This is a genomic window from Methanobacterium sp., assembly GCF_016217785.1.
Lineage (GTDB): Archaea > Methanobacteriota > Methanobacteria > Methanobacteriales > Methanobacteriaceae > Methanobacterium.
Genome location: NZ_JACRGA010000023.1, coordinates 109,625 through 130,102, shown reverse-complemented (window position 1 = coordinate 130,102; position 20,478 = coordinate 109,625). Strand labels below are relative to the sequence as shown.

The window sequence follows — 20,478 nt, the reverse complement described above, 5'->3', positions numbered from 1 at the left end:
GGCAATTAATGCCAGTGTTTCGTACACGTTTTTGTTGTTGTAGTGGTCGGTGATCCAAGCGTATTCGAAACCGACATCTTCTGCTAGTTTGACAAGCTTTACAATCTTGTCTATAGGTTCATTTGGGACAAATTCAATACCGAATTTCATACTATCCATAATACCACCTCTGTAGGATAATATGTAACTCATAGTATATAAAATGATTTACAATATTTAACAAAATATAACTTTTTAAATATATTGTAATGTAAAATTCAAGTTTAAAAAAATATCATTTCAATTAAAAAAAAAGAGGTTAATATTAGTAGTGAGTCCTGCTGGATTAAGAGTTCAAATGGGATTAATCCTTGTATTATGATCTACTCCCTTTTCCAGCAACATCCCTCTCTCGAAATGCCTTAATAATAGCCTGTTTAACCAGTTTTAACCCTTCCATAATCTCTTCTATATTGGTTTCTTTCCCACACACAGTTGACGGTTTATAATCAATAGTTCCCTCCTTGAAAAGTCATCTTCAGAGATTAGAATTCCGAAGGCCCTTCCTATCTCTGGTTCTATAACCTTATCCAGGGGGTTGGCCAGTCTTTCTTTAACATCAATACACAGCACTGACATGGGATCTGCATCCCGATCCATATCTGTGAACCCGATAACAATTATTTCCCGTTCATCAAAGGCGTTAACTATTGTGTACATTTTGTTACTGGCTCCGAAACCGATGGTATGATCCATGCCTTGCGGAAATCATCATAGGTCTTTCCCTCTTTTAATCTTCATGTGACTATGACCACAGTGGTAATATCTTCACCCATATATTTCACCCACTCATTATATTGTCATTAAAACATCTTAAATCACATTAAATTTAATTTGTTTGATCGAAGGATTAGTTATTAACAATCAAAACCATCAAATTATATGATAAAAAAAGAAAAATAATAATGATACTACTAAAATGAACATAAATTAGACATACACTTCAAGTGTAAAACAGTTCATAAAAAGAGAACAGGTGGTATAATGGATGGAAAAATAAATTTATCAACGGATATAAACGGTCATAAGATTTGCAAATTCGAAGATGAAAAAATCGCAGTAGCCATCATCCTTAAAAAGGATTACTCTGATGTTGAAGCTAAACTCAGAGATGCTAACATACTCAAAGATATTGAAAGAGCTTTAGAAGCTGCATCAGTTACTGATGAATTTAAAGAACTGGTGGATAGTTACGGTTTTCTCAGCGTGGACAAAATTGAAGGTTAAATCCATATCATGATGAAATCCTGAATTCACCACATGATTTATGGATTATTTTTTTTATTTAATAAAATCCCTGTTTTTGAAAAAATTTATTAAATTACACCCTATAATATAATAAATAATATTTAATTTAGGGGGTTATAAATAATGAAAGATGAATATCTAATTTTCATGATCTTTGGAATTGTAGCCATTGTTGCCCTTTCAGGCTGCACCAGCGAGAACTCTACCGGGAATAACAGCAGCAGTAACTCCACTGGAAACAGTGTTAGCATCCAGAATTTTGCCTTTAATCCATCCACTCTCACTGTTAAAGCAGGCACCACAGTCACTTGGACTAATAAAGATTCAACCAACCATCCAGTTGCCAGTGATACCGGAGTATTTGCAAGCGGCGACCTTAACAATGGAGACAGTTACAGTTACACATTCAACCAAACAGGAAATTATCCTTACCACTGCACAACGCACACCTCCATGAAAGGAACTATCATTGTACAGTAAAATATTAGGAGAAAAATCTTATGTTAAGCAGCATAGCTTACTATCCAATTCTCGGAAAACCATTAATTCTTTATCTGGGAATTGTAACTCTTCTTTCTTTTATTATAACCGCAACAATCGGGTTAATGATCTATAAAGGGAAAAAAATACCATTTAAAATACATCCAACCATGGCAGGACTTTCTTTAATACTGGGAATAACCCATGGAACACTGGCCCTTTCAGTTTATTTACTTTTTTAACAATAATGGAACTGTAAAGTTATTGGGTGTTGATATTCTTTCCACGTTTAGCTGTCCATTATTCATTTTTTGGTTTAGGTAGCTTCTCTGAATTGATTGACCAAGCTATTAATGAACAGTTAAGCAGCATGATGTCATAGATCGTAAAGTTAGTATATATGCCAGAGATATTTCGTTTTATGGAGAAATGAAAAAAACCTTTAACCGTTCAAAGGACTATCGTAGACATTGAAACTTTTTTATAATGATTATGAATTTTATTTTTATATTAAAAAAAGATTGATGGAAATAAATATCATCGATTTCATAATTTCTTAATTTTACCTTTTATTTTTCCTTCAGCTTCTTTAGCCTTTCCTTTAATTTCTCCTTCCATCTCCTTAGCTTTCCCTTTAATTTCTCCTTTCATTTCCTTGGCTTTTCCTTTCATTTCACTTGTTTTTTCACTCATAGAATCCCTCCAATAGGTTTTAAATTCTAATTCATAATAATTGTAATTTTTATCTACTTTGACGAATTATTGTTGTCCAGGTTTTGGTACCAACCTTTACCAGTGCCCCCCATGAGTTTTGGGAGTATAAAACTCCGAATAACTGTATTAAACATAACCTTGAACATATGCCTATGGTTCATGAGATATTTTGGCCTTGCGTAATATTTCAAATAGGCTATGGCCAGTTTCCTTTCCACCATTTTCTTGTTTAAACCCATTTCATCGTATTTCAAAACTGGCTTTAGTACTGTGTATTCATTCCAGTCATCATTGTCTATTAAATTTTTTTCCAGAAGTTCATTGTAGACTGGTGTTCCAGGAAATGGTGTTAGTATGGAGTATTGGCAGTAGTCTGAATCAAGTTTAGTTGAAAAATCAATGGTCTTATTCATGTCATCTTTGGTTTCTCCAGGATATCCTAATATAAAGGAGGTTAAAACTTCTAAACCTGCATCTTTTGCAATTTTAACAGCATTTTCGGCGTTTTTGAGGGTTATGCCTTTTTTCATTATGTCTAAGATACGCTGTGACCCTGATTCAACACCGTAATATATTGTTTGCATTCCTGAATTTTTAAGATTTTGAAGTAACTCCGGGTCTACCCTGTCAACACGGGAAGATGCCACGAAGCTCAAATCCATGCCTCTGGCTTTGATTTCATTGGCAATATCATTAGCCCTTCTTTTATTGAGCATGAATGTGTCATCCATGAAACCTATGTCTCTTATCTGGTAGTTATCTATTAATTCTTCTATTTCGTCCACCACGTTGTCTGGGCTGCGCCATCGGAACTTTTTACCCATGATAAGTGAGGATGAACAGTAATTACAGGAATAAACACAACCTCTACTGGTTATTATTCCACCAGTTTGTTCTTTGGAGACACCATAGGATTTAAAGGGAACAAGATGTCTGGCTGGGAAAGGTAATGAGTCAAGATCCTTTATTAAAGGCCTATCGGGTGTAGATTTTAAACTTCTAGTGTTTGGATCCCTGAAAACAATTCCCTTAACCTCTTTCAGATCGGGAATGCTTTCTGAGGAGGATTGGGCTGCTATGTCAACCATGGTCTTCTCACCCTCACCCATAACAACCACATCAAGGGCCTCAGAATCTTTTAAAGTTTCAAAAGGCATGAAAGTAGTATGTGGACCACCTATTACAGTTAAAGAATTAGGGAGGGTATTCTTTACCATTTCCAAGTATTTAAGTGCGCTGTTTATTGTGGATGTGGTGGCTGTAACTGCTACTACTTGTGGATTGAGCTTTTCTGCCATCTCAGACACATGTTTGTAGCCCTTTTGGAGGAAATCATCATCTACTATTTTAACAGAGTAAGATTCTTTCTCCAGTGATGACGCCAGGTACATCAGATTCATAGGAGGGGCTATGAAACCAAGCGCATTTTTCAATGCATTCTCATCGTAAGGGTTTATGAGCATCACATCAATTTCTTTATTCATGTAGATCACCTTTACTCGTCTCAGTCCCTTCTATCTACCTCATCTCTTTGATCTTCATCGTATCTTCGGTTTCTTCGATTGAATCTTAGTATTAATGAGCCAACTGCACCACCTATTGCACCCACAACTATTACAATTATTATTTCTTGCGGTGAGTTTAATGGGACATAAGTTGATAATTGGGCAGAAAATGCAGCAATTTGACCTTTGAATAAACTAAGAAGCCACAATATTATTGCACCGGCAACACCCATAAGTGCTCCATTAATCGTTCCATCAACAATGTCCCCATATGAGATGTAACCAACTATTATACCTGCTATTAGAAAACCAAACAGGGCCACCGGCAATCCCAGAACTGATCCAACACCCAAAATTGCTAAAACTACCGTAAATATAATTGCCAAAATAAAACCTTCAACCACAGCCCCAACACTTACCATAACCACCATCCCCCCATTAAAAAAGAAAAAAATTTAGTTAATATCAATTTTGTGTAGTCTTTTTTCTATTTTAGGTAGTTTAATGGTTAAAACAGAGTCTTTGAAGTTAGCTGATGCTTTCTTAACCTTTATTTCTGACGGGAGTTTAATTGTTCTTTTGGTTTCACCGTAACTTCTCTCTTTTTGGATGTAATTGATGTCGTCAGCTTCACTTTCCTCTTCGAACTTTACCATGATGTCTATGGTTTCACCAGCAATTCCAATATCAATATCTTCCTTTGTAACACCAGGAAGGTCTATTTTTATTATTAAGCTATCATTGGTTTCAATAATGTCGGCTAGTGGTTTTTGGAGAGATGTGTAATCTGATAGAGTTTTCCCAACTTCTACTTGCTTGACTTTAATTGTGTTCACTAATTCTTTCAACAATTTATCCGCCTGCGTCTTTCTTTTCCCCATTTCATCTTGCATCTCATCCTTCTTATCCATAGCATCATCTTTCATTTCACTAATACTATCACTAACATCATCTTTCTTATCAGACACATCAGATTTAATGTCATCCACTTTCTTTCCCAGTTCTTTTTTATCGACCATTTTTTCCCCTCAAATTTTTTTATTCAATACACTAATAATAAATTAAATTTTCATACCACAATATATTATTCGGTCTTGAAAACTCTGCCTTTAATTAGTACTTTATCGCCAATAGCTTCAATCAGTTCATAGGGCACTATTTTATTGTCTCCTAGGCCAATTTTTGCTGATATCCCAGCTTCTTTTAAAATAATTGATTTTACTGTGTTGGTTTCAAAATCCCAATCCACATCTTTAACTAACCCTATTTGGTCTCCAGATTCATCTAAAACATCTTTACCAATCAATTCATCTGATATTTTCATCTTTTTCACTCTCCAACGAATTAATTGAATTTTATCTAATTGAGGGTCCTATTTCCCCATATAATAGTATGTTGATGATTATAATTAAAACCTTTTAATTGTTGATTGTTATTATTAAATATTTTTATTTTTCAAAAAGAAAGGAAGATTGCAAATAGATATAAATTAAAAAATATCTTAAATGAATACCTACTTTCAATCAATTCAACACCCTTAAAGGAACATTCAAAAATAGGGTCAGATATAAGGGTAGTTCTAACTCTACTCAGAACCGGAAATATGTTAATTATACGATCATAGAATTAATATTTTTTTTAATTATCGTAAGGAGATATAATTATTAGATTGTGTTTATACTTGTCATTATCTTCTTTTTTGAATAAAAAAAATCAAAAAGTTTATAAATTGTGAATGCAAATTTCTAAGGATAACTAATAGGAAGTTATATTGCTTAGGAAGGTATTATTATTATATAGAATTGGTATGGAATCATGTTATTGGTAACTTAATTCAATGTCCATCAACCTTATTATGAGGTTTGATACTTGATAACATCCAAGGACTTTAACCTGATAAAAACTAATTCTAACTCATTATAGTAATCTAAAAATAAATTAAGATTTAATAATCTTTTATATTTATATATTGAAACGTCTCAGAGGTTTGATTAACCCAGAGGACGATAAACTATTGAGCATGAAGGAGGTGAAAAAGATTAGAAAACAAACAAATACCAAAAAAGACAACTTTAAATCCATTCCAAGATATAATGCTAAAGTTATGGTCCCATTACTGCTTTTAACCTTGGTCTTCGTATTTTCATGCGCTATCAACGATGTCGCAGCTACTCAAGAATCATCGAACAATACTATAGTTCCATCAAACAATTTAACAGTTGCTACTACTGGAGAAGGGGATTCACAGACAACTGACCAATCCTCATCCAACACCAACACCTCAAACACTAATAACTCATCAAATTCTTTAAACTCTGAAACGAATCAAACATTAAAAGACCCGCAGATCTATAATGGCGGAGTGCCCGTGGCCCGTGGATCTCATCCTGCAGGATACATTTACCCCACAATTTTAGAGGCCATTACCGATGCTTTAAGCGGTGATACCATAATGCTTGAGGATGGTGCGATTTTCCCTGAATATGGTCTTGTTATTGACAAAAATCTGAATTTCAACGTCTTTAACAATGGCTATGCCACTATAGATGGCGGTAACTTCGGAACAATATTCATAATCAATAACGGCGTAGTAGTCAACCTCCAAAATCTGATATTAATTAACGGGCAAGGAACTTTGGGTGGTGCTATCTACAATAATGGAACTTTAACAGTAAACAATTGTACCTTCGCTGACAATGCCGCACAGGATGGTGGAGCTATCTACAACGGTGGAACATTAACCTACACCAGCGTAACACTCAATAGTATCACCGTAGCAGAAAATGGTGGAACATTAACTGTAATGAATAGCACATTCACAAACAACACCGCAACTGGTAATGGTGGGGCCATCTACAACGGTGGAACTATAGACGTAACCAGCAGCACACTCACAAGTGTTACTATAACACAGAATGGTGGATCATTAGACGTAACAGGCAGCACATTCACTGGCAACACCGCATTAAATGGTGGAGCTATCTACAACGGTGGAACATTAAACATGGATGGTAGCAGCACATTCACCAGTGTCACCATAACCAAGAATGGTGGAACTTTAAATGTATCCAACAGCACATTTACTGACAATACCGCAACTGGTAATGGTGGAGCCATCAACAACGATGCAACAATAAATTTAGATCAAAGTAGCACCCTCACTGACAGTACCATAACAGAAAATGGTGGAACAGTGACAGTAACCAACGGAGTATTCACAGGTAACGCCGCAGAAAATGGTGGAGCTATCAGTAACGATGCCACATTTAATGTAACCAACAGTAGCACCCTCACACGTACCATTATAACCCGAAATGGTGGAACAGTGACCGTACTTGACAGTGGAATTATTGGTAACACTGCAACAGGTAATGGTGGAGGCATCAGTAACGATGCAACAATAGACATAACCAACAGCAGCACCTTTACTGGCCCTGCAACAACAACTAATGGAGGAACAGTGACAGCAACCAACAGTGCAATTATTGGTAACACTGCATCTCAGGATGGTGGAGCTATCAGTAATGATGCTACATTTACCTCAGCCGGAACTGCAATTGCAAATATCGCATACACTGACTATATTATACACAATGTTGCAACAGTGACAGCAACCTTCAACACAATTGCAGGCAACACCGCACTGAATGATGGTGGAGCTCTCTTTAACAATGCAATATTAACCGTAACCGACAACACATTAACAGATAGCACATTAGATAATCTTGCGGTAGCGACAATAACCGACAACGCACTTGTGAGCAACAATGCAGTTAATGAAGGGGATGAAATCTACAACCTTGCATTATTAACCGAAACTGACAACGTATTCACGAGAAGCTCCCTAGCCAATGGTGCAACTGTAGATGCAGCGCGTAATTGGTGGGGTTCCGTTTCAGGCCCAACTGTCGAAGATGTGTTTAATTCAGGCGGTATTGTGACTGTAGATCCTTTCTTGGCATATACCATGGATCTAACCATCACTGCCAGTAACAGTGCGCCTAATGTGGGTCAACAGTTCAGCTACACCATAACTGTGACCAACAACGGTCCAGATACCGCTACTGATGTTCAGGTGACCGATGGTATACCAGCTGGTTTAACCTTCAACAGTTACACCGCAAGCCAAGGAACCTATTACTATGCTACTGAAATATGGAATGTCGGACCCCTGGTTAGTGGTGCTAGTGCAGTGTTACAACTGTTTGTTACCCCTACAGCTTCTGTAGCCGGTACAACCGTAACTAAAAATGTAACGCTAATAAACACCAACCAAACTGCTAATGCAACTGTTGTTGTGCCTGCAGCTCCGGTATCTGATGTGACGTTAACCAAAACAGCCAGCAATCTTGCACCTAATGTAGGTCAACAGTTCAGCTACACCATAATCGCAAACAATAACGGTCCTGGTACTGCAACTGGTGTTCAAGTGACTGATATAATACCTGCTGGTTTAACCTTCAACAGTTACACCGCAAGCCAAGGAACCTACAACATCGCAACCGGAATATGGGACGTCGGAACACTCATAAACGGAGCTAGTGCTGTGTTACAACTCTTTGTTACCCCTACATCATCTGTAGCCGGTACAACAGTGATAAACACTGCAAATACAACCGGACAATTAGTCACTGCAACCGTAGTTATACCTGCAGCCCCCATATCCAATGTGACATTGACCAAAACCGCCAGCAACATCTTGCCTGTCGTAGGTGAGCAGTTCAGTTACACTATAACTGCCACTAATAACGGTCCAAATACCGCTACTGGTGTCCAGGTGACCGATATCATACCTGCTGGTTTAACCTTCAACAGTTACACCGCAAGCCAAGGAACCTACAACATCGCAACCGGAATGTGGAATGTCGGAACACTCGCTAGTGGTGCCAGTGCAGTGTTACAACTGTTCGTTACCCCTACAGCATCTGTAAACGGTACAACCGTGATAAACACTGCAAATTCAACAGGACAACTGGTCACTGCAACCGTAGTTATACCCGCAACTCCTGTAGCTAATGTGGTATTAACCAAAACCGCTAGCAACCTTGCACCTAATGTAGGTCAACAGTTCAGCTACACCATAACCACAACTAACAACGGTCCAAATACCGCTACTGGTGTTCAGGTGACTGATATAATACCTGCTGGTTTAACCTTCAACAGTTACACCGCAAGTCAGGGAACCTACAACAGCGCAACTGGAATATGGGATGTTGGAACACTCTTGAATGGTGAAAGTGCAACATTGCAACTCTTTGTTACCCCTACAACATCTGTAGCCGGTACAACCATAACTAATGTTGCAACAATAACTGCTCAAAACGAATTCAACCAGAACATTAACCTACCTGTAAACGTAACCATCAATGTTCCAGGAACAAACAACGCAAACGCAGCAACCACAACCACCAACACTGTAGGAATGCAAACTACAGGAGCACCAATAGCTGGAATAGTCCTAGCCATCTTAATGGTACTCGGAGGATTTATAGGAACCAGGAAAAAATAACCACACCATACCTTTCCCCCATTTTTTTTTTAAATGAATATTAAACGAAGGTTAAAAAGAATTAAATTGAAGAAATAAAATTTAAATATAAATCATCATCTATTTCTAAAAAGTGATTTCATCTCTTTCTTGTATATCTACAGCCTTAAACCACCTGATGGAAGTATGACATGATATTTGCCGTTACATTGAACTAGTCTGTGTTTTTCATCTTTTCAACTCTCAAGAAATCAATTCCAGTCAATTTTACAATAGAGGGCATATTCACTTAATAAAACTTTTTGTATGAATAATTAATTAAAAATTTCTATAATTATAGATGAAATGATGAATAATCTTAACCACAGGATTCATAAATTATTTAAGGTCTTGGAGTTATCAACTGAAATAGACTACACTGAAACAACTATTATGCCATAATTGATATAATGGAGTTTACCGAGAAAGGTATGGGGACGTCTTTGCTCGCTGGATGGGAAAACATACACCCCCCCCTTTCATTTGTATTCACCTTAAGACCTGTATTCAATTGTTGTACTACAGGGTGCGGGTTTGACATGTCTCCTTGGTTATTAAGAGTTTCAATTGCTAATCTCCGGGCTAAAGAATATAAGATCATTGAGTGAAAAAAATGTCGAAACTTTTAGAAACTATCTATGAACATTACATAAATGAAAAAAATTGATATAGGAATATTCATCTAGGATAATTAGTAGGACAATAATGTTTAATTAAGAGGTTAAAAGACAATGATGGAAAATATTTACCAGCGTTCTCTTGATGGGGAGATCACCCGAGAAGATGCGATAAAACTATTAGACTCCAATCATTTCCAATTATTTGATATTGCTGACCAATTACGGCAAAAAATAGTGGGAGAAGAAGTTACCTTCGTAGCCAACCGGAACATCGACATCACCGATCACTGCATCATTGGATGTACATTCTGCTCATTCAGGGATAACATTGGATACGAGATGACCACCGATGAAATCTTAGAAAGCGTTAAAGAAGCAGTGGAGGTTAATGCCAGCGAAATATGCCTCTTCGGGGGTGTGATGCCCCACATGACAGTAGAGTTTTACAGTGACCTTTTTAGAGCAATTAAAGATAACTATGACATCCAGCTTCATAGTTTATCTCCAGTGGAAGTATACCATGCTGCTAAAGCATCCAATGTAACCATTGAAGAAGCATTAACATCATTTAAAGATGCAGGTCTTGATACTTTAACTGGTGCTTCAGCAGAGATACTGGTGGACAGTGTGCGGGCAAAGCTATGCCCTAACAAAGTTTCAACACAGGAATGGGTGGATATCATAACTGAAGCTCATCAAATTGGAATTCCCAGCACATCCACCATTATGTACGGCAGTATAGAAACCTGGGAGGACCGTGTTGACCATCTACTTATACTCAGGGATATCCAGCGGGAAACCGGGGGGTTCACTGAACTGGTGCCCATGACATTCCTGGGGGAGAACAACCTAATGGGAGAACAATCTAGTGGTGCCAGTGGCCTTGATGACCTGAAATTACATGCACTGGCCCGTATAATCCTGGGAAGGGACATACCAAATATTCAGGCATCTTGGATTAAAATTGGTACCCGGATGGCTCAGATGGCCCTCTGTTGTGGTGCCAATGATCTAGGTGGGACCATGATGGAGGATCTGATTTCCATTGCTGCTGGTTCATCCCACGGGGAATACCTTTCCCGGGACCAGATGCACACCACCATTAAAGGTATTGGTCGTATCCCTGCTGAACGTAACACTCTTTATGAGCGGGTCAACTGATATAACTCCTAATTTTTTTTACTTTCCCTGAATTTCTTATTTTAAAAATCTTACTTCTTTATTACATTACTTCTTTATTACGTAATTCACACGAGATTTAAGACATTTGCCTAGTATTGTATAAATTATTTATTCCCTAGTTATTGATGTTATACTTGCGTTGTAAGAGTGAACAATGGAAAAACGAACAGGGAATAATTATTTATTCCAAACCATAATATCATATTTATGCAGCGGGAAAGTATTTACAAACGGTATATACCAGAATTCACACCTAATAAAGAAAATAGGATAGATGCCTACTGGTTTCTTTTTAATTCCCATAAAATGCTGGTAGAACTTTCTGATAACCAGGTTAAGATTCCATTTTTAAGGAATTTAGAAGAACTTAATATTTCACCAGGGAAGTCCCATTACCTGGGCACATTCAATGGTCATCCCTGTTATTCGGGGGAGATTGAAAATGAAATAGATGCCCCGGAGGGAATGGTTTTAAGGGATTTACGTTCACTTTATGAAGTGATGGACGAAGATCTCTATCTTCTAGCAGGCCGGGCTTCCCAGATCGCTAACTGGGATAGGACTCATCAGTTTTGCGGTAAATGTGGTAGTCCCACTGTGACCAAGGATGATGAGATGGCTAAGATCTGCCCTGAATGTGGTTTTATTAGTTTCACCCGCCTATCACCGGCTGTTATCACCGCCATAATCAATGATGGTAAACTACTCATGGCCCTGCACACCCGCACACCAGGGAATATGTATGGACTCATCGCTGGTTTTGTGGAACCTGGTGAGACATTAACCGAAGCAGTCCAAAGGGAGACCATGGAGGAAGTAGGTTTAAAGGTGAATAATATAAAATATTTCGGAAGCCAACCCTGGCCCTATCCCAACAGTCTGATGATTGCCTTCACTGCAGATTATGAAAGTGGCAGGATACAGGTGGATGGGAAGGAAATAATAGATGCCCAGTGGTTCAGTGCAGATGAACTTCCCCGGGTACCATCACAGATGAGCATTGCCGGGGAGCTTATTGAGTGGTATCTTGAAAATTACGGGATGGAAGACTAGGATAACCCTTGTCAATTTTCTTTTTATATTAAACTGTCTCATATTCTAAAAAAAGTTTAAAAAGAGGGATTATTAATCCCTCACCCTCTGATTATACTGCGCATCAGACTTTCCAGTTCTGAGGACTGGGTTTCCAGTTCCAGGTAATATCTGACCGAACGCGCAGTTTCGTTTTTCTGGCGTAGCAAGCGCATTTCTTCCAGTATTTGCAGTATTCTTAGATGTAAATCCTTCATCTTTATACTTCTCTGAAGGTGCGCTTTTAAGGACCATTATCTGGTTATGCAGATCCTGGTCCCCACTAGAATCATTAAGTGTCTGGTTGTGATGCCCGGTTGAGTTAACACTCAGATTAGTTGTTGTGTTACCAGAATCCATGGCATAAATGGGTAGGATCCAAAGGAGAACTACAAACACGGTTATTATTGCTGTCTTTTTCCAGCCGTTATCACCTCCTCCTAATTGACATAATAAGATTAACTCCAGTTTAAAAATATTTTTTCCAAATTTACGCCCAAATTTCACCAGTTCACACCAACAGACACCTATAAGGTAGAATCTATAATAAATAATCACTACAGTCAAATAAGGGTTATATAAAAAAAGCTCGGGTTTATAAAAAAATAGCTCCGGAAATAATAGTACCTAATAGATTTATATGTTAAAATATACCATATTCCATATATCGAAGTTTTGAATGTGTCAAATCAGGGTTTATAGTGATAAAATGGCTGGGGAGACAATTTTAGTGGTGGAAGATGAGGGAATCAGTGCCATTGAGATCCAGGAATGTTTACAATCCCTGGGATACCATGTGCCTTCCACTGCAAAAACAGGGAATGAAGCAATACATGAAGCATTCTCAATTAAACCGGATTTAATCCTTATGGATATTACCTTAAAGGGAGACATGGATGGTATAGATGCTGCCACCATTATTAAAAGTTTCATGGACATTCCCCTGATCTATTTAACTGCACTGGATGATGTGGAAACATTTAACCGGATGATTGACACTAAAGCCAACGCTTATCTAATCAAACCAATTGAAGAAGCAGAATTGCGCAATAATGTTCAATTATCATTGAAAAACCATGAAACTAGACAAAAAGAACTAGCAGATGAGAAAAAGGCGGGGTTAAAGGATGTTCAGATATTTATGCGCAGTGCCCTGCCAGAACTGGTAACCAACATCCCCATCTCTGAGAGAAGTGTATTCCTCTCCCGCTTCATGCGGCTTTTCGAGCAGAATATGAAACCATTATTTCATCAGTATGTTAGAGAGAACAGCCAGGAAACCTATGATAGTCTCTCTGACGAGGATAAAATGAGGATATACCTTTCCTGGATTTCACACCTATACGAAAACCTGGGCTTTAAGGTTTTAACACGTTCCAGAACAACCCTGGGGGCGATGACTGTTAAAAAATGTTCATGGTCACCAGCCCGACCTAAAGACGTCTTTCTATGCCTCATCTGCCAGAGCATTATGCAGCTAACCTACTCCTGGACCAATCTACCGGGAAGTGTTAAAGAAGAACCCACCACCGGTATCCTACAATCAGTGTGCAAGTTCAATTATGATATGGACAGTACCACTCCCTAAATCTTTTATTATTCTAAATTTTTTGAAATTGTAATATTTATTTAAAAAAATGATTTTCAGATATTTCTTATATCTACAAATCATATATTTCTTATATCTGCAAATTAGATATTTTCTTATATTCACAAAATTACCGGTTTCATGTGACACACCTCACATGAATATGTAATTAAATATATGGTGTTGTGAGACAATGCATTAACATATTTAAATGAAACGATGGCGGTATTGATAAAAAAAATTTGGAAACATTATTGGCAAGTATCCCAGTAGCACAATACAAGTCTAAAGGGGATAATTAATGACAAAAAATAATGCGGGTTTGAAAGATTTAAACCGGGTTAATATTTTAGAAAATGAAATATCTAAGCTAAAAAATGAACTTGCATTTAAGGAGGAAATATTCGAAATTTCACCCAATTACATCCTCCTGATAGGGTTAGATGGTGAAATTTTAGAGGTAAATCATTCTGTTGCCAACCTTATTTCCCATATCAATAATAAAAACCCCACGCTACTGTCACATCTTGCAATCATACCTCCAGAAGAGCTTCATAAATACACTAATTCTATTGCTTTTATATTCAATAAAAAAACTAATAAGCCGTTTAAATCATTCTTTTTAGGTAATGAAGATGAAGTTCGATATATTAAAGTATATATCTCCCCAGTTAAATCAGATGATGAGATAATAGCCATCTCCATCTTTGCAACTGACATCACTGATCTTAAATTAATGGAAGATTCACTGCAAGAATCCCTTTCTCTTCAAAAAGCAACCATGGAATCCGTTGCTAATGGAATACTGGTGGTTAATAACCATGGAATAATAACCAGTTATAATCAGAAATTTCTGGAAATGTGGGGTATTCCTCCATCCATACTTAATCCCAGATATGATGCAGATCTCCTGGAACATGTGATGGATGAATTGAAAGATCCTTCCGAGTTTAGATCAAAAATAGAAGAACTGTATCAGAACCCTAGAGAAATCAGCTCGGACATAATAGAATTTAAGGATGGGCGTGTATACCAGCGCTATTCACAGCCACAGATAATTGGAAATAAGGTGATGGGAAGGGTGTGGAGTTTCACTGATCTGACCAACCTTAAAAAGACTAAAGAATCCTTACGGCAATCAGTTGCTTATTATAAAACCATCTTTGAACATAATGGAACTGCCACCCTTATAATTGAAGAAGACAACACTATATCCCTGGCCAACTCTGAAACAGAAAAAATATTCGGATACCTGCCCTACGAGATAATGGGTCAAAAAACATGGCAGGACTTTGTGTTACCTGAATATCAGCCCAAAATGAGGGAATATCAGAAGTTAAGATCCAGTAATTCAATATCTACTCCGAATAGTTATGAATTCCGTATCATTGATAAACATGGAAACATTAAAGACATTTTCGCCAATATTTGTCTCATACCTGGAACAAAAAGAACTTTAGCATCGATTTTAGATGTAACCGAACGTAACCAGGCACTGTCAAAAATAACCGAAAGTGAAAACAGGTACAGGACCCTTGCTGAGGCTGTGGAAGATTTTGTGTTTATCATCAACCGTGAAGACAACTTAGAATACATCAATGAATATGCATCGCGCAAATGGAAACTCAACCCTGATAAGGTACTGGGTAAACCCCGATGTGAATTATTCCCTCCAGAAACCAATGAATTACAGAGTAAATATTTGCAAAGGGTGTTTGAAATCGGAAATACTGTGCGGGGCGAGAACTTGGTAACCATGTCCCCGGATTCCATGTGGCTGGACACCCTCCTCATTCCCCTTAAAAACCCAGATGGAAGTGTTGAAAAGGTTCTTGGTGTGGCCCGGGATATAACCGAGAGGAAAGAATATGAACTACTTTTAAGCAGGCAAAATGAAATCCACAGATCCATGGGAACTATTTTAACCGAAGCCATCATATCAGAAACCGAAGAAGAACTGAGAAAAACTTGCCTCACGGTTTGTGAAGACATCACACAGAGTGAATTTGGTTTTATATGTGAAATAAATGCAGATGATGAATTCAACACCCTAATCTTTAGTGAATCACTACTTGAAAACTTTCAGATGGAAGATCTTGACTTTGATCCCATGCTTAAAAACTTCATGATCAATGATATCTGGGAACAACTGAAAAGTACCAAATATCCCATAATATATAATGATCTTTCCATCCTTAATATGGATTTTTTACCCGGAGATCATCCCTTCCTTAAGAATATTCTTCTGGCTCCTCTGTTAAGGAATGGTGAATTCATGGGTTTAATTGGATTGGGTAACAAGGAATCGGGCTATGATTTTTCGGATAGTAAAGCTTTGGGAAGCATTTCCACTACCATTGTTGAAGCACTGCTTAGAAAACGGGCTGAAGAAAAATTAAAAAAAGCTTTAAATGATAAGGAAATGCTGGTCCGGGAAATTCACCACCGCACCAAAAATAACCTGATGATCATGGCCAGCTTACTCAATCTCACCTCTGCAGATATTGAGGATGAACAGGCCAAGGAGATATTCCGACAGATTCAGACCCGGGCTAAGTCCATGGCACTTATCCATGAAAAACTCTATCGATCCGATAATTTTAAAAAGATCAACTTCGGAGATTACATACGTCACCTAGCCCGTGACCTTTTTAATTCCTTTTTAAGATATCCCGAGCGGGTGGAACTGGTAATGGAACTGGAAGACCTGAATTTAGATATTAACACCGCCATTCCATTGGGCCTCATATTAAACGAACTTTTAACCAACTCCATGAAATATGCGTTCCCCAATGGAGAATATGGAACCATAACCATTGAATTTTTCAAAGAAGCTGAAAATTACGTTATGATAGTGGATGATGATGGGATCGGACTGCCCCCCGACTTGGATGTTCAGAAAACTGATACTCTTGGATTACAACTTGTTAAAAATCTCATCGGACAAATCGAGGGAGAAATTATGGTTCACCAGGAGGGAGGAACTCAAATAATCATCACTTTCAATGAAGATGAATATCTGTCGTAGAAATGGTTTGTGAATATGTATTTTTAAATTTAATTCATTTTAAAAAATTTTAATCATCCCCATCAATTTAACCCTATTTCAAGTCTTATTTTTCCAGTTAGTTTAATATACAGGAAAATAAAAAATGTTTCTTGAGAAGCTTGGAGGAATAAACATGTCAACGGATGATAATAACGGGTTAAAAGTATTATTAGAAAATTTAACAGATGATGATCCTGAAAAAAGAAAAGAATCTGCAGAAAAGTTGGGTGAAACAGACAATCCAGATGTTATTGGACCATTAATCACTGCACTGGAAGATGATAATCCTCAAGTTAGATTCACATCCGCTAAATCACTGGGTAAAATTGGTGAACCCGCTATTGAGCCACTGGTTGCCATATTGAAAAACGATGAGGGGAATATCCGCAGGTACGCCACTTTGGCCCTTAAGGACATTAAAAGCGATACTGTGGTTGACCAGTTGGTGGAATCCCTTTCTGATAAGGATTGGAGTGTGCGAAAGTTCGCCTCCAAGGCACTGGGCGAGATAGGCAGTGCTGCTGCAGTGGACCCACTTATTGATACCCTTACTGATGAAGATTGGGGTGTAAGGGTAGCAGCAGTTAAGGCACTGGGTGATATTGGAGATGAACAGGGTATTGACCCCATTAAAAAAGCCCGTCGTGCTGCTACCGGGGATAAAGAATTTAAAAAGGCATGCAATAAGGCCTTAAAAAAGATTCAGAAATAAATTCTGGATCATAGTTTTTTTTTATTTAAATAGAATTTTAGTTAGAAACTCTGCCCTTTAGTTAAGCTGGCCCTTAGTTTAAGATGCTCTTTAGTTAAGATGTCCCTTAAGTTAAAATGTCCTAGTTTAAACAAACTTTTTTATTTTTCGCTGGTCCATGCCAATATATATTCCATAATGATCCTATTTTTTGCTAAAATTATTCAATCAATCTTTTTTTTCTTTAATTGGTATAGGTCAGTTCGTCGGTTTTTAAGGAGGGGAAGCTCCTGCCGAATTTTTGGGATCATTTTTAAGTCAATGGGAATGTATATTATTTCCTCATCTGTTCCCGCCTCTTTTAAAACTGTTCCCCATGGATCGCAAACCATAGAATGACCATAAGCCACATATGTAGCATCAGGATCCCTGGCTGGTGAGGCAGCAGCCATGAAAACCTGGTTATCCACAGCCCTAACCCGGATTAATGGTTTCCAGTGGGCAGGTCCGGTGGTGAGGTTGAAAGCTCCAGGTACAACTATCAGCTGAGCCCCTTCCAGTGCCATCAGGCGTAATAATTCGCTGAATCGTATATCATAACAGATACAGATCCCTATTTTACATAGGGGTGTGTCCACTACTGTGATCTGGTTACCGGCAGTGAGGGTTGTTGATTCCTTGAAACTAATTTCCCCAGGCACATCAATGTCAAAAAGGTGAACTTTACGGTGGACTCCTATAATCTCACCAGGAGGGTTGAAGATGAAGCTGGAATTGTAGACCTTCCCGTTATGTTTTTCAGGGATGGAACCAGCCACAATATAAACACTGCCCTGTTTTGCAGCTTCAGAAACAGCATCTAATGTGATACTGTCCTCCATTTCCTCCGCATACTCTGGGAAAAGGGAGGTTTGATAGGGACAATTCCACATTTCAGGTAATATCACCAGATCCGATTGTGAGGCAGCTTCACTGATCATGGCCAGTGCACGGGCAATGTTCTCACCCTTATCCTCCACTACTTTCATCTGGCACAGTGCTACTTTGAAATTGTCTTTCATTTTACCATTTTCACCCATTAATACCTATCTAATCCTGTTTATAACTACTTCTAAGTTAACGTATGAAAAATATTGTAATGATTAATGATTTTTACTACCCGAAACCACTATAAACAAATTTAACATTAATAGATGATAACAATGAAGCTTATAATTAATATTTGACACTAATCATTATTTACTCATTTCCATTGGGAGATTTATTATTTCTTTCAATTAAAACTATTAAGAGTATCATCTATATTATAGTTTAGAGTTATGGCTTAAGTTAATTGAAGCACTATGGCCGAATAATACACGCCAAAGGAGTAATGTTATATGAGCTGTTACCTAAGGCACATGAAAGATGTCCTAAACGAAGCAGATTTACATCCAGAAGACAAGAAGGAACGGAAAGAAGTGGACCTTGCCATTCGGAATGTGGTGGGGATGAAAGCCGATGATAAATGCAATGTTGTCTGGAAGGAAGTTAAAACATGGCTTCATGATGAAGATAAAAAGAAACAATTAACTGCTGAGTTAAAAGCAGATTAAAGTTCTATTTTTTTAATTAGATTCTTTAATATAAATTCTTTTAATTAGATTGATTATTTTTTATTAAATTAATTAATTTTTATCAATAAACTAAATAATTAATTATCAATTTCATGGGCTTTTAATTTAATTTTAAACTATTCCGGATCTCTCAGTCAGTGTTATTGTAAATACCGGAATACTCTAAAAAAGTCAACATATACTGGTATGAAAGTTCAACACTTCCAGGATTCGTACTGTTATGGGACGATAAAACTTCACACACCACCGATGTGATTCCATTACGGTTGCTTACTGTGGAAAGAACACCAGGGTAGGGTCCAACATCCACTAATGGAGATCCACTTCTATTACTAATATAACGGGCTAATTCCAGACTTTTAGGATTTTTAGGATCGTAAATAATGCAATTTTTACCAGGAATATCATTGGGTTGAGCAGAATGAAAATCAACCAGCATGGTAACATTACTATTCACAGAAGCGTTGATAATACTATTTAAGGGAGTTCCGGGATTATTAGCCTCTCGATCCGGATCTATCCCGTTGTTTAGGCGGGTGCAGGTTGCAGTGTTGTTTGGAATAGCAAAAGGGATGATGTACACAGTTCCGTTTATCTGTTTTCCATTAAGGTGGTTGATAAGATTGGTTAAAGCGATCTGAGAGGGTAATTCTGCCCCGTGAACCCCTGCAACCAGCATAACTCTGGGTTGGCTACCATCACCAAATATAATCAAGGGAGTGCCTTTTTTAGCTGCTTCCATCAACTCACCTATTATTGGGGTTTTGTTGATGTTCTTCATCAGTACAGTATTATTGGACACATCTCCCCCGGTAGAGTTATCTATAACCATTATTTTATAATTAGAAGAACTCTTAATTTCTGATCCATTGACAAGTAATGTGGTTTGAGAGGGAGAATAGTTGGTTATAATAAAGCCACATAAAAATAAGACGACCAGTGCCCCTATCCCCAATAATTTCTTATTGACCATCAGAATTTTTCGACTATTCGATCTGGATTTTTTCCTAGGACGTAATGATGGCCTCTTTTTCATTAAACCCCCCGAATAGATTTTAATAATTATCAGTGACTGATTATCTATTATATTTATGTCTGATACTATAAATAGAAAAATACTTACCATCCAAATTTTATTAAAACTATTT

Annotated in this window: 20 protein-coding genes; 10 read left to right on the top strand and 10 right to left on the bottom strand. The window is 37.5% G+C overall.

Annotated elements, in window-relative coordinates:
- Positions 1 to 150, bottom strand: a 150-nt coding sequence (locus HY987_RS09345; RefSeq protein WP_367146888.1) for an LLM class flavin-dependent oxidoreductase, incomplete at its 3' end; no start/stop codon positions are given.
- A gap of 297 nt (positions 151 to 447) precedes the next feature.
- Complete coding sequence (locus HY987_RS09340) at positions 448 to 735, bottom strand: hypothetical protein (protein ID WP_292757872.1); 288 nt, start codon at positions 733 to 735, stop codon at positions 448 to 450.
- Between the two features lie 288 nt (positions 736 to 1,023).
- On the opposite strand from HY987_RS09340, the gene HY987_RS09335 reads away from it, so the two are divergent.
- From HY987_RS09335 to HY987_RS09325, 3 genes are all read left to right on the top strand, one after another.
- Positions 1,024 to 1,266, top strand: a complete 243-nt coding sequence (locus HY987_RS09335) for a hypothetical protein (RefSeq protein ID WP_292757870.1) — start codon at positions 1,024 to 1,026, stop codon at positions 1,264 to 1,266.
- A 144-nt stretch (positions 1,267 to 1,410) separates the two neighbouring features.
- Positions 1,411 to 1,767 carry a cupredoxin family copper-binding protein gene (locus HY987_RS09330; protein WP_292757868.1) on the top strand — a complete coding sequence of 119 codons (357 nt, stop codon included), beginning with the start codon at positions 1,411 to 1,413 and terminating at the stop codon, positions 1,765 to 1,767.
- Positions 1,768 to 1,787: 20 nt separating this feature from the next.
- The gene (locus HY987_RS09325; RefSeq protein WP_292757866.1) at positions 1,788 to 2,009 is read left to right on the top strand and encodes a hypothetical protein; all 222 of its coding nucleotides are present in this window, start codon (positions 1,788 to 1,790) and stop codon (positions 2,007 to 2,009) included.
- 304 nt (positions 2,010 to 2,313) lie between these two features.
- Here HY987_RS09325 and HY987_RS09320 read toward each other — a convergent pair whose 3' ends face one another.
- The 5 genes from HY987_RS09320 to HY987_RS09300 form a co-directional block, all read right to left on the bottom strand.
- Positions 2,314 to 2,460, bottom strand: coding sequence for an LEA domain-containing protein (locus HY987_RS09320; protein WP_292757864.1), 147 nt, complete (start codon positions 2,458 to 2,460; stop codon positions 2,314 to 2,316).
- A gap of 53 nt (positions 2,461 to 2,513) precedes the next feature.
- Positions 2,514 to 3,965, bottom strand: a complete 1,452-nt coding sequence (locus HY987_RS09315; protein WP_292757862.1) for a radical SAM protein — start codon at positions 3,963 to 3,965, stop codon at positions 2,514 to 2,516.
- A 20-nt stretch (positions 3,966 to 3,985) separates the two neighbouring features.
- Positions 3,986 to 4,417, bottom strand: coding sequence for a DUF5518 domain-containing protein (locus HY987_RS09310; protein WP_292757860.1), 432 nt, complete (start codon positions 4,415 to 4,417; stop codon positions 3,986 to 3,988).
- A 24-nt stretch (positions 4,418 to 4,441) separates the two neighbouring features.
- Positions 4,442 to 5,005: an Hsp20/alpha crystallin family protein gene (locus HY987_RS09305; protein WP_292757858.1), complete on the bottom strand. Its 564-nt coding sequence runs from the start codon at positions 5,003 to 5,005 to the stop codon at positions 4,442 to 4,444.
- Between the two features lie 65 nt (positions 5,006 to 5,070).
- Positions 5,071 to 5,310 carry a PRC-barrel domain-containing protein gene (locus HY987_RS09300; protein ID WP_292757856.1) on the bottom strand — a complete coding sequence of 80 codons (240 nt, stop codon included), beginning with the start codon at positions 5,308 to 5,310 and terminating at the stop codon, positions 5,071 to 5,073.
- A 696-nt stretch (positions 5,311 to 6,006) separates the two neighbouring features.
- Between HY987_RS09300 and HY987_RS09295 the strand changes: the two genes are divergently transcribed.
- From HY987_RS09295 to nudC, 3 genes are all read left to right on the top strand, one after another.
- Positions 6,007 to 9,495 carry a hypothetical protein gene (locus HY987_RS09295; RefSeq protein WP_292757880.1) on the top strand — a complete coding sequence of 1,163 codons (3,489 nt, stop codon included), beginning with the start codon at positions 6,007 to 6,009 and terminating at the stop codon, positions 9,493 to 9,495.
- Positions 9,496 to 10,244: 749 nt separating this feature from the next.
- Positions 10,245 to 11,294: a 5-amino-6-(D-ribitylamino)uracil--L-tyrosine 4-hydroxyphenyl transferase CofH gene (cofH, locus tag HY987_RS09290; protein WP_292757854.1), complete on the top strand. Its 1,050-nt coding sequence runs from the start codon at positions 10,245 to 10,247 to the stop codon at positions 11,292 to 11,294.
- Positions 11,295 to 11,522: 228 nt separating this feature from the next.
- Positions 11,523 to 12,368 (top strand): NAD(+) diphosphatase, encoded by an 846-nt coding sequence (gene nudC, locus HY987_RS09285; protein WP_292757853.1) that lies wholly within the window; start codon positions 11,523 to 11,525, stop codon positions 12,366 to 12,368.
- 72 nt (positions 12,369 to 12,440) lie between these two features.
- On the opposite strand, the gene HY987_RS09280 is transcribed toward nudC, so the two are convergent.
- The gene (locus HY987_RS09280; RefSeq protein WP_292757851.1) at positions 12,441 to 12,893 is read right to left on the bottom strand and encodes a hypothetical protein; all 453 of its coding nucleotides are present in this window, start codon (positions 12,891 to 12,893) and stop codon (positions 12,441 to 12,443) included.
- A 202-nt stretch (positions 12,894 to 13,095) separates the two neighbouring features.
- On the opposite strand from HY987_RS09280, the gene HY987_RS09275 reads away from it, so the two are divergent.
- The 3 genes from HY987_RS09275 to HY987_RS09265 all read left to right on the top strand — a co-directional run bounded on the left by HY987_RS09275 (position 13,096) and on the right by HY987_RS09265 (position 17,735).
- Positions 13,096 to 13,974, top strand: a complete 879-nt coding sequence (locus HY987_RS09275) for a response regulator (protein WP_292757849.1) — start codon at positions 13,096 to 13,098, stop codon at positions 13,972 to 13,974.
- A 301-nt stretch (positions 13,975 to 14,275) separates the two neighbouring features.
- Positions 14,276 to 17,002: a PAS domain S-box protein gene (locus HY987_RS09270; protein WP_292757847.1), complete on the top strand. Its 2,727-nt coding sequence runs from the start codon at positions 14,276 to 14,278 to the stop codon at positions 17,000 to 17,002.
- Positions 17,003 to 17,156: 154 nt separating this feature from the next.
- On the top strand, positions 17,157 to 17,735 hold the full coding sequence (locus tag HY987_RS09265; RefSeq protein WP_292757845.1) for a HEAT repeat domain-containing protein: 579 nt from the start codon (positions 17,157 to 17,159) through the stop codon (positions 17,733 to 17,735).
- 203 nt (positions 17,736 to 17,938) lie between these two features.
- Here the strand turns inward: HY987_RS09265 and HY987_RS09260 are convergent, their stop codons facing one another.
- A complete protein-coding gene (locus HY987_RS09260; RefSeq protein WP_292757843.1) occupies positions 17,939 to 18,775 on the bottom strand; it encodes a carbon-nitrogen hydrolase family protein in 837 nt (278 codons plus the stop codon).
- Between the two features lie 318 nt (positions 18,776 to 19,093).
- On the opposite strand from HY987_RS09260, the gene HY987_RS09255 reads away from it, so the two are divergent.
- Positions 19,094 to 19,309 (top strand): hypothetical protein, encoded by a 216-nt coding sequence (locus tag HY987_RS09255; protein ID WP_292757841.1) that lies wholly within the window; start codon positions 19,094 to 19,096, stop codon positions 19,307 to 19,309.
- Positions 19,310 to 19,460: 151 nt separating this feature from the next.
- Here HY987_RS09255 and HY987_RS09250 read toward each other — a convergent pair whose 3' ends face one another.
- Positions 19,461 to 20,366 (bottom strand): succinylglutamate desuccinylase/aspartoacylase family protein, encoded by a 906-nt coding sequence (locus HY987_RS09250; protein ID WP_292757839.1) that lies wholly within the window; start codon positions 20,364 to 20,366, stop codon positions 19,461 to 19,463.
- Positions 20,367 to 20,478: the final 112 nt, after the last annotated feature.